Origin of the sequence: Chitinophaga sp. (assembly GCF_035564935.1) — a bacterium.
Taxonomy (GTDB): Bacteria; Bacteroidota; Bacteroidia; order Chitinophagales; family Chitinophagaceae; genus Chitinophaga.
In genome coordinates, this window is sequence record NZ_DATMTE010001014.1 from 1 (window position 1) to 7,025 (window position 7,025).

A 7,025-nucleotide genomic window follows, 5' to 3' on the forward strand; every position below is an offset into this window, starting at 1 on the left:
GCGCCAAACTTCAGCAACATTGCTTCAATGATGGCGGAGAACAGTACCCAGTTATTTGTAAATGCTTTAATGCTGCGTAAGCTGATCAATCCATCAATCACCTGTTGCTGCGTTTTTGCCGGTAATTGCGCCCATACCTGCTTTGGCGCACGCAGTAGTCCATGCGCCAGGAAGGCGCCGTCTACCAGCGGCTGTGCATCAAATTTGCCGGTAAAGTTCATGTAATCGGGCGATGCAGGGTCTACTGCCATAGCTACTGCTTTACGGGTCATTTCCAGCATGGCTACACGTTTACCCGCTTCCGGTGTATTATCATCTCCAAGCTCCAGCCAGGGTGCAATGCCGGCAAGGGTTCTGCCAAACGCCTCCAGGTAGGTTACTTTCTCCACCGGCTTTCCGTACTTGGGCGCCACTTCTGTAGGCATAGTGGCTTTCAGCTGTCCTTTACTTAACTGCTCAATAACGGGACGGCATATACGAAGCATCAGGTCCACATTATATGCCCTGTCGCCCGGCAACGGCTTTTCTGCAGCCATCGCTTTCAGGACTCCTTTTTCTGAACCTATTGTACTGGCTATGCCCGCCATGGGAATAGCTTTGATAAAAAAACGCCTGTTCATGTAAATAAATTTACCGGGTTATTTTGCCCATTGTTTATACCGCAGTAATGCTTCTACAAAATAGTAATCAGCATAAGTAAGCGGCACATCTACTTCCGATTTGTTAGGCAGGTGCCCTACGCTGTGCATCAATATAAAATCATTGTTCTCTCCTTCCTTTGCCAGGTATGCGGGGCTGCAGAGGCTCGTGAGCATTTTCTCCGCCGCGTTCCAGTAACGTTTTCCGTCGGTTTTGTTCGTATAGCGGCTTAGTTCAAGCAAGGCGGATGCAGCTACAGATGCTGCTGATACATCGCGCAATGCATTGGGAATATCCGGTGCATCATAATCCCAGTATGGAACCAGGTCGGCCGGCATATGCGGGTTATTCAGGATGAAATCGGCAATATGGCGGGCCTGTTCCAGGTAAGCTTTATCTTTTGTGTCGCGGTACATGAGCGTATATCCATACAGGCCCCATGCCTGTCCGCGCGACCAGGCAGAACTGTCTGCCAGTCCCTGGTGCGTTTTACGGGCATTTACGGCGCCGGTAGCAGGGTCATAGTCCACCACATGGTAAGAGCTGTAATCCGGGCGGAAATGATGCTTCATAGTGGTGTTGGCGTGTGTACGTGCAATATCTGCGAATTTCTTATCACCGCTTTCACGGGTAGCCCAGTTGAGCAGCTCCAGGTTCATCATGTTATCGATGATCACCGGGAACTTCCAGGCGCCATGATCCCATGATTTTATACAACCTACTGTTGGATTAAAGCGGGTGGATAACGACTGTGCGCTGGTGAGCAGGATACTCCTGTAAGCAGTGTCTTTGGTGATCCGCAGCGCATTTCCGAAGGGACAATACATCATAAATCCGAGGTCGTGCGTATGGGTATTATATTGTTCTTTTTGTACCAGCGCCATTCTCTTAAGGGCTTCATTCTTAAAAGCCGGATCCCTGGTATACTCAAAAAGATACCAGTTGGTGCCTGGATAAAAACCGGATGTCCACCAGCCGGAGTTGGAGGTCATCAGGCTACCATCTTTGTTGGTGCTGCGTGGTAATAAGGTATCGGGCACATGGGTCATCATCAGCTTATATTGCCGGGCGGCAAATTGCAGTGTGGCATCCGCTTTGGCAAGTAAAGCCTTATCTGCTTTTCCCGCCTGTGCATACGATTGCATAAAAAACGCGGGCAATAACAGTACTGTAAAGAACAGGTTCTTTTTCATAATAACGTGATTATAGTATGATCATTTCTTCTTTCCGCCGCGCTTTGCTGTACCGGCGGAAGATTCACGGGCTATCAGTTGAATAGGTATTATTTCCTGCGAATAACGTGGTGTACCGGAAGGCGCCGTATTGATCAGCTCCATAAGGGCCGCTACCACGCGTTCCCCCATCATGGCCGGATACTGGTCAATGCTGGTAACAGGCGGCGTAACTATTTCAGTGCGGGGATCGTTGGAATAACCCACTATTTTCAGGTCTTCCGGCACCCTTACATTGATTTTACGGCAATACTGCATAATGGTAATGGCAGTAGTATCGTTGGAGGCAAATATGCCATCGGGAAATGGTGGCTGCGCAAATATTTTTTCACAGGTTTGCCAGGCATTATCGCGTGTAAGTTCGTGGTAGAACACCCGTGTTTTTTTAAACGGCAATTTAAATTCCTGCAAGGCATTTTTATAGCCGGCTACCCTTTCCACATAAAGATTGCAGCTCAACGGGCCTGATATGTGAACAATGTCTTTACATCCCTTTTCTATCAGGTGAGTGGTGGCTGTATAGCCTCCTACATAATCATCTCCCTTAATTACTTTTACATTATAATCTTTGGGTACCCTGTCAAAAAATATTAATGGTATTTTGTTATCCTTGAATACATCGAAATGCGAAAAGTCGGTGGTATATAAGGTGGTAGACACTACCAAACCATCCACTCTTGCTGAATACAGCGTATTTACCAGCGCTACTTCCTGTTCATAGGAATCGTTCGACTGGCAGATGATGAGGTTATAACCATGCTCCTGCAGCTTATTTTGAATGATGGTACTGATGGTAGCAGGAAAGAACATGGAGATACGCGGCACAATGAGCCCGATGGTTTTGCTTTTATTATTGCGTAAACCGGCAGCCAGTGCATTGGGGCGATAGCCCAGCTTGCGGGCCATCTTCTTCACTTTATCTTTCGTACGTGCGCTGATGTTAGGATTATCATTCAGGGCCCGGGATACCGTAGATACAGAGAGTTTCAGTTCTTCTGCAATATCTACAATCGTTTTTTCAGTACGTTTGCTCATGTATAGCGGCTATTAGCTGTAAATGTTCTTTATCTTCCCATCCAGCCACCATCCACTGTAAGGATAGTGCCATGTACATAATCCGCTGCTTTTGAGGCGAGGAATATTACAGGTCCTGCAAAATCTTCCGGTTCACCCCACCTGCCTGCGGGAATACGATCCAGTATAGCGCTGCTGCGTTGCTGATCTGCCCTCAGGGCCGCGGTATTATCCGTGGCAATATAGCCCGGGGCAATGGCATTCACATTCACGCCTTTTGAGGCCCATTCATTGGCAAATGCTTTCACCAGCGACCCTACAGCGCCTTTACTGGCTGCATATCCCGGTACATTGATCCCGCCCTGGAAGGTGAGCAAAGATGCTGTAAAGATAACTTTTCCATTTCCACGGGCAATCATTCCTTTCCCGATTTCACGGGTCAGGATAAATTGGGCGTTCAGGTTGATGTTAATTACTTCGTCCCAGTACTCGTCCGGGTGCTCTGCGGCGGGCTTCCGGAGAATAGTACCCGCATTGTTTACCAGGATATCTATTACCGGCGCGTCCTGCTCCAGTTGCCTGATAAATGTATAAAGACTGGCCCGGTCGGAAAAATCGGATTGGTAGGCTTTAAAACTGCGGCCCAATGCCGTTACTTCCTTTTCCACTTCGCTGCCGTTCAGTTCCAGGGAGGCGGAAACCCCGATAATATCTGCACCTGCGGAAGCCAGTGCCACTGCCATTGCTTTTCCTATACCGCGTTTGCAGCCGGTAACCAGCGCAGTTTTTCCTTTTAACTGAAATAAATCCATGATAAATGAGAGGGTGCTTTTCAGCAGGCCATTCACCGGCCTGCTGAAAAAGTTATTGAATTTTTACCTGTAAAGGCTGTTTAATTTTTTGGGCAAATGTTTCCAGGTAGTGGAACCATTCTTCTGCTGAAGTGATCCTTCCGCCCTTGTTCCATGCAGCCCCGAAATAGTATTCATAGGGCTGTCCGTTTACGGCGGTTCCGGGGTTCAGCAAATGAATATGGTCTGTTTTCATACCGGGGGTTTCGCGGGCAAAAACGCAGCCTACGCCCAGCGTACCATCTTCTCCATGCACTGGTTCCCAGTAACCCATTACGCCTGTTTTTTCATCCAGCAGCACAGTACCTGGTTCTTTGCGTTTCACAATACCCGTTACCACCGGGATGTTATTCCCTTTGAAGCTGTATTGCACCTGCATTTTATTAAGTTGCGAACCTGCATCCAGCGAAATGGTTTTGGTAACTGTAACAGCAGTATTACCCGCCTGCCAGGTATCGTAGGTGAGGGAAAAAGTAGTGCGTAACGGACCGTTATCCAGTGTTTTCGACTGGCGGTAATTTTTAGGGAAGTAGATAGTGTCTACTCCGGATGGCGCTGTATCGCCTGCTCCCAGCGTTAGCCCTACGCTGTAATAATCCAGTCCCTGCCCGTTATCGTGGTGATAATTATCCAGTTTATACCAGGTATCAATTACCATATCGGTAGTACGTTTTGCCCATACATCAATACCATAGGCCATTTCCTTTGGCACCTGTTCAAGCGCTTTACCATACATACGATAGGCCATGCGGTCATTTTCCCAGGCATAGTCGTCTTTACGCTCCGGTACATAACGGCCGTAGGCTTTTGCTTTTACAGGCGAAGGAGTGCCTTCCACTACTGCTGCATATAAACTTGCCGCTGCCGGTACGGTTACCTGTAACAATATCTTTTTTGCAGATTTACCGCCTTCATAAATCAACTGGTAAGGAATTTCCTGTCCGCTCAATACATCTGTCACTTTGAAGCTCTTCAGGATTTGTCTGGATAGCTTTCCGCTGAATGCGGCATAAGGAATTTCTGTTACTTCTTCTATCCTGTTAATACCGGTATTATTTGAGATGACCAGGTGGGTTGCAGCACTTTTCCGGAGATCATACTTAATCAGTTCCGATCCCGCTAACAGGAACGCACCTACGCCATATACTTCTGTATCACTTGCTGTGGTTTTCCCCGGTGCAGCACCTATTTCCTGTACAAATCCCAGTTTGCCGTTCGGCTGTACGCAGCCGGTAAGCGCTTCCCAGCCTTTCCTTATCACCGGTAAAAATTCCTTCTCCGGCAGCAGGCCGTTATTCACACCCCACATTAACGCATATACGTAAAAGCCGGTACCGCTTGTTTCCTTTGCCGGGTAACTGTCCGGGTCCAGCAGGCTTGCATGCCAGGTACCATCTGCTGTTTGCAGTGCTGCTATACGGTAAGCCATTTGCTTATACAGATCCTGGAAACGTGCCTTGCCTCCGTAACCAGCCGGCATATTATCCAGCATACGTGCCAGGCCGCCCATTACCCAGCCGTTACCACGGCTCCAGTATACATTGGTACCATTCTTTTCTTTCTTACCGATGTAACTGCCATCACGGTAATAAAGACTATCCTGCTTGTTATACAGGTAATCGGTGGTTTTCCACCATAACTTATCTGCGGTTTCCAGGTAGCGGGGATCGCCGGTAGCAGTGCTTAAATAAGCCAGTGCCGGAGGCCCCATAAACAACGCATCACACCAGGCCCATTCCCGGTGATGAATACCATCTTTCCATTCGAGCGATTCCGTATGCGGCGCCGCAACAATACTATCGGCCAGCTTACGGAACTTCTCTGTCATCACCGGATCTTTATACACACTATTCAATTGCGAATACAACTGTCCTACGCAGTATTCATCTGCGAAAAAACGGTCCGGCCCCGTATTCCAGTCGTTATCTTTTCCTACCTGTACCAGGCGGTCAATAAAGAATGGATTGGAAGTTACCTGTGCCAGCGACATCATGCCGGCATACATGGCGCCATTGGTCCAATCAGTAGGTGCATGATTCCAGCCATTGGCCGTAATATGACGCCATTGCCAGGAAGCCACTTTTTCCATTTGCGCCCGTACAGCAGCCGCAGTATAAGCGTCGGCAGCAACCGCAGCATGCCGGCCGGTAACAGGTCCTGTTGCATACACCGGCAGGCCGGCTTGCAGGAAAGACAAGCCCAGCAAGCTTCCTGCGATAATTGTTTTCATCATCATGATAGCAGCTATTATCAGTTCATTAACGTAGTTCAGTGATCTTACAATGATCCATATCACCATAGTCCAGGTTTTCACCGGCCATTCCCCATATAAAAGTATAGTTACTGGTGCCTGCGCCGGAGTGGATAGACCAGGGCGGGGAAATCACCGCCTGTTCGTTCTGCATCCAGATATGACGGCTTTCCTGTGGCTGTCCCATAAAATGACATACAGATTGCCCTTCCGGTACTTCAAAATAAAAATACACCTCCATTCTGCGGTCGTGTGTATGCGCCGGCATGGTGTTCCATACGCTGCCTGGTTGCAGCTCTGTCATACCCATCTGTAGCTGGCATGTTTCCAGCACACTGTTCACCAGCAGTTTGTTAATGGTACGGTGATTGGAAGTTTCCAGCGCGCCAAGTGTTACTACTTCTGCTTCTTTTTTGGACACTTTACGGGTTGGATAACTATGATGTGCCGGTGTGGAGTTCAGGTAAAACTTAGCGGGCGTTTGCGGATTTTTACTGGAGAAGATCACCTGTTGTTTTCCTTTGCCGATGTATAACGCTTCTTTGTACGCCAGTTCAAACTTCTCTCCATCTACCTCTACTATTCCATCACCACCTACGTTGATCATTCCCAGCTCTCTTCTTTCCAGGAAATAAGCAGCCTTCAGCAGGTCAATTGTTTCCAGTGTTACCGGGCCTTTCACAGGCATTGCCCCGCCTGTAAGATAACGGTCGTAATGCGTATGCGTCCATGCAATATGATCTGCATCAAAGATCTTTTCCATTAAAAAGGCCTGCCTGAGTTGTGCAGTATCCATTTGCTTTACTTCAGCCGGACTGCTGGCATATCTTGATTCAAACGTAGTACTCATATCGTATTTTAATATTTCAGGTTATTGATAAGAATAGCTGAATACGGCCGTTCAGCTTAATAATTTCATGATAGTGTTTGCGGATGGTTTTTTGCTCCCTTATCGCTTCCGCTATGATCTCTTTGTGATAAAATCTCTCCGTTCCAATGTAGCTGCTTTTACAGGTTAAAAAGACAGTTCCATTACGT

At 47.8% G+C, this 7,025-nt stretch carries 6 protein-coding genes; all 6 read right to left on the minus strand.

Features of this window, described 5'->3' with window-relative positions; genetic code table 11:
* Window positions 1-620, minus strand: a 620-nt coding sequence (locus VN105_RS26315) for a DUF2264 domain-containing protein (protein WP_325645854.1), incomplete at its 3' end; no start/stop codon positions are given.
* A gap of 18 nt (window positions 621-638) precedes the next feature.
* Window positions 639-1,832 (minus strand): glucuronyl hydrolase, encoded by a 1,194-nt coding sequence (locus VN105_RS26320; protein ID WP_325645856.1) that lies wholly within the window; start codon window positions 1,830-1,832, stop codon window positions 639-641.
* A gap of 21 nt (window positions 1,833-1,853) precedes the next feature.
* Window positions 1,854-2,906 carry a LacI family DNA-binding transcriptional regulator gene (locus tag VN105_RS26325; RefSeq protein WP_325645858.1) on the minus strand — a complete coding sequence of 351 codons (1,053 nt, stop codon included), beginning with the start codon at window positions 2,904-2,906 and terminating at the stop codon, window positions 1,854-1,856.
* 29 nt (window positions 2,907-2,935) lie between these two features.
* Complete coding sequence (locus VN105_RS26330) at window positions 2,936-3,697, minus strand: SDR family oxidoreductase (RefSeq protein ID WP_414647266.1); 762 nt, start codon at window positions 3,695-3,697, stop codon at window positions 2,936-2,938.
* Between the two features lie 52 nt (window positions 3,698-3,749).
* Entirely contained in the window at window positions 3,750-6,035 is a 2,286-nt protein-coding gene (locus VN105_RS26335; protein WP_325645860.1) for a DUF4861 family protein, read from the minus strand.
* Complete coding sequence (gene kduI, locus VN105_RS26340) at window positions 5,995-6,837, minus strand: 5-dehydro-4-deoxy-D-glucuronate isomerase (RefSeq protein ID WP_325645862.1); 843 nt, start codon at window positions 6,835-6,837, stop codon at window positions 5,995-5,997. The genes VN105_RS26335 and kduI overlap by 41 nt, the downstream gene beginning before the upstream one ends.
* Window positions 6,838-7,025: the final 188 nt, after the last annotated feature.

What these genes read in the sequence shown, in the direction of transcription:
- kduI (WP_325645862.1), bottom strand. Translation starts at nt 6,837, where the DNA reads ATGAGTACTACGTTTGAATCAAGATATGCCAGCAGTCCGGCTGAAGTA.
- VN105_RS26325 (WP_325645858.1), bottom strand. Translation starts at nt 2,906, where the DNA reads ATGAGCAAACGTACTGAAAAAACGATTGTAGATATTGCAGAAGAACTG.
- VN105_RS26330 (WP_414647266.1), bottom strand. Translation starts at nt 3,697, where the DNA reads ATGGATTTATTTCAGTTAAAAGGAAAAACTGCGCTGGTTACCGGCTGC.
- VN105_RS26320 (WP_325645856.1), bottom strand. Translation starts at nt 1,832, where the DNA reads ATGAAAAAGAACCTGTTCTTTACAGTACTGTTATTGCCCGCGTTTTTT.
- VN105_RS26335 (WP_325645860.1), bottom strand. Translation starts at nt 6,035, where the DNA reads ATGGTGATATGGATCATTGTAAGATCACTGAACTACGTTAATGAACTG.